Below are 3,293 nucleotides of genomic sequence, written 5' to 3'. Positions count from 1 at the left end.
TCCGGCGAAACGCCTCGCTGTCGCTCGGCGTATGCTTGATTATACGGAAAACTGGGCCGAAAGGGATTTGAATCAGGGAGGAGCTTTGCTCCGACCGTGGTTCAAACCCCCTGCCGTTTCGTGATTCACGTAGTGCCGAGCAGGCCTCGCTGTCGCTCGGCGCTGCTCGGCGTGTTGTTCGTCACAGAAAGCGGGCCGAGAGGGATTTGAACCCTCGACCGACGGCTTAAGAGGCCGTCGCTCTCCCTGACTGAGCTATCGGCCCTGCGAGTCATGATACCCACGGTTCATTCAAATAGGTTGCGTTCCGGTCGTCCATCGGGATGCCGTCGCACGGTTCGGACAGTACGGACATATTAAGTACGCAGCGGCCCTCGCCACGGCCACAATGAGCAGCGCCATCTCGATGGCTTCTATGTCGACGTACGCCATTCTCGGTTGTGGCAGCGTCGGCCACGCCGTCGCCGAGGAACTCGTCGCCGAGGAGAAGAACGTCCTCATTCTGGACCGCGACGAGGGCCGCGTCGAGGCGCTTCGGGACCAGGACCTCGATGCACGCACCGCGGACATCTCCGAGGAGACGGTCGCCGAGGCGGTCGCCGACCGCGACGTCGTCCTCATCCTCTCGCCGAACGTCGAGGCGAACAAGCAGGCACTCGAAAACATCCGCGCACGCGGGGAGGACCAATTCATCATCGTCCGGGCCTCCGACCCCGTCACCGCCGACGAACTCTCGGATGCGGGTGCCGACGTCGTCATCAACCCCTCGGCGGTCATCGCGGATTCGGCGCTACGCGCGCTCGAACAGGGTGAACTCGAATACAAGGCCGCCCAACTGGCGGACGTACTCGACGGGGCCGACGAACTCGCGATTCTCGCCCATCGGTCGCCGGGACCGGACTCCATCGCGTCGGCCGTCGCGCTGAAGGCCATCGCCGAGGCCCACGACGTCGAGGCCGACATCCTCTATCGCGGCGAGATCGGCCACCAGGAGAACCGCGCGTTCGTCAACCTGCTCGGTATCGAGTTGACGCCGTTTTCGGAGGCCGACCTCGCCAGCTACGACACCATCGCGCTGGTCGACTGTGCGAAGGCCTCCGAACCGGTCGTCGACCGCGACGTCGACATCTTCATCGACCACTTCGAATCCGAAGTCGAGTACGACGCCGAGTTCACCGACATCCGGCCGAACGTCTCCTCGACGTCGACCATTCTGACGAAGTACATCCAGGAGTTCGACCTCAGCCTCTCGGAGGAGGTCGCAACGGCGCTGCTCTACGGGATTCGCGCGGAGACGCTTGATTTCAAGCGGGATACGACGCCTGCGGACCTGACGGCGGCGGCCTACCTCTATCCGTTCGCCAATCACGACACGCTCGAACAGGTTGAATCGCCGTCGATGAGCCCCGAGACGCTGGACGTGCTCGCCGAAGCCATCCGGAACCGCGAAGTGAAGGGCAGCCACCTCGTCTCGAACGCGGGATTCATCCGCGACCGCGACGCCCTCTCGCAGGCCGCTCAACACCTCCTGAATCTCGAAGGTATCACCACCTCCGCCGTCTTCGCCATCGCCGACGACACCATCTATCTGGCGGCCCGGTCGAAGGACATCCGGATGAACATCGGCAACGTGCTACAGGAGGCTTTCGACGAGATCGGCGAGGTCGTCGGTCACTCGACGGACGCCTCCGCGGAGATACCGCTCGGCATCTTCACGGGACTGGAGATAACGGGCGACAACCGCGAGACGCTGCTGCAGTTGACCGAAGAAGCGGTTCGCTCGAAGCTGTTCGAGGCACTCGGCGTCGAGGGCGGCAGCAGTGGCGGCGAGAGTTCGAACGGGAGTTAGGCGGGCGCCTCTTCTTCGTCCGGTTGCCGTAGCCGCTCGACGATATCGTTGACGAGGACGATATCGCCGACGGCGCGGACCCACCGGTAGGGGATGATGACGCCGTTCGATTTGCCGACGCGTGCGTCGAACAACTCGCGGTTGACCTCGCCCAGCGCGAGGCCGGTGACGAGTTCCTGGTCGACGTCGAGTTGGATGTCCTCGACTTCGCCGACGAAGACGCCGTTGTTCGAGTACACCTCTCGGCCCACGAGCGTGGTGATCTCCTGCGGGACGGACTCCGGTTCCATAGCGGGCGGTGGAGTGGCCAGCCCTTAACTGTTGGCGGTCGCCAGCCTCCCTGGGCGGCCGTTGGAATGGAACACTTCCTGTGTGTCCCCCGTGCACCTGCCCGAAGGAGTTAACGTCGATTATCCACTATCCGGATTCATGAGCGACGCAGAGGACATCGACGATATTCGCGAACAGAAAAAGGAGGAGCTGATGGCTCGCGCCGGGACGCCGGACGAGCCGGTTCATATCGACAGCGTGGCCCACCTCGAAGAGGTACTCGAAGACAACCACGTCGTCCTCGTGGACTTCTACGCCGACTGGTGTGGCCCCTGCAAGATGCTCGAACCGACCGTTGAGGAAATCGCCGCCGAGACCGACGCGGCCGTCGCAAAGGTCGATATCGACGCGCTCCAGAACCTCGCCCGCGAGTACCAGGTTCAGGGTGTTCCGACGCTGTACCTGTTCGTCGACGGCGAAACCGTCGACCGGATGGTCGGCGTGCAGGACAAACCGACGCTCGTCCAGAAGATCGAAGCCCACGCCTGAAATCGGGGCCTTTTCCGGGTTCATCAGCGCGCTTAGCTGATTTTCCGGGTTCCGGGTGCCTAACTCCGGTATATCTATCGTATTGTCAACTGGGTTGGAAGCCGTTGTTTACGAAACGGGAACGAGATGATCGACGACGCGGTCCGGCGGGCACACGACCGGACCGATGGGCTGGTGCTCGTCGCGCAGCCGGCCGACGAGCTGGCCGCGGGCGCTTTCGGCACCCTGGATCACACCGCGTGACCGTCGAGCGTGGCTGTCCGGTCTGGACGCTACCGGGGTCGGAACTGGAGACGCCCGAAGCCGTCCGAAAACTCGCCGAAAACCTGCCGCCGCTCCACAGACAGATGGGGGAGTGACCCCCGTGTGACACTACGGAGTCCGATGGACTCCACACACCTGTATGGCTGGTAGGGTGATAATTCTGTGGCTGCTGGCCCCTGAACGGTGGTCTTCGTGATACGCCGAATCGAGCCGAGCACTGCAGTGTGAGTACCACCCCGTCCGCTGGCTTACAGCAGGATGAGAAAGAGGAGGTACGATCCAACGACCGATATCGACGGCGTGAGAATCCAGAGGACGACGATCCGGCTCGTCGCTGCTGGATCGAATAGGCTCTCGGCGG

3 protein-coding genes and 1 tRNA gene are annotated in these 3,293 nt (G+C 63.0%); 2 read left to right on the top strand and 2 right to left on the bottom strand.

All coding sequences use genetic code 11. The annotated features are described in order from the left end of the window. Nucleotides 1–191 precede the first annotated feature (191 nt). Nucleotides 192–265: transfer RNA gene (locus tag V5A53_RS13980), tRNA-Lys, on the bottom strand. A gap of 123 nt (nucleotides 266–388) precedes the next feature. On the opposite strand from V5A53_RS13980, the gene V5A53_RS13975 reads away from it, so the two are divergent. Next, entirely contained in the window at nucleotides 389–1,849 is a 1,461-nt protein-coding gene (locus V5A53_RS13975) for a DHH family phosphoesterase (RefSeq protein WP_332314228.1), read from the top strand. Here the strand turns inward: V5A53_RS13975 and V5A53_RS13970 are convergent. Further along, entirely contained in the window at nucleotides 1,846–2,139 is a 294-nt protein-coding gene (locus V5A53_RS13970) for a PRC-barrel domain-containing protein (RefSeq protein WP_332314227.1), read from the bottom strand. The two genes, V5A53_RS13975 and V5A53_RS13970, sit on opposite strands and share 4 nt — an antisense overlap. 139 nt (nucleotides 2,140–2,278) lie before the next feature. Between V5A53_RS13970 and trxA the strand changes: the two genes are divergently transcribed. Then, a complete protein-coding gene (trxA, locus tag V5A53_RS13965) occupies nucleotides 2,279–2,668 on the top strand; it encodes a thioredoxin (protein WP_332314226.1) in 390 nt (129 codons plus the stop codon). Nucleotides 2,669–3,293: the final 625 nt, after the last annotated feature.

Origin of the sequence: Natronomonas sp. (assembly GCF_036625485.1) — an archaeon.
Taxonomy (GTDB): domain Archaea; phylum Halobacteriota; class Halobacteria; order Halobacteriales; family Haloarculaceae; genus Natronomonas.
The sequence above is the reverse complement of the archived record's forward strand: the minus strand, read 5'-3'. Positions and strand labels throughout refer to the sequence as shown.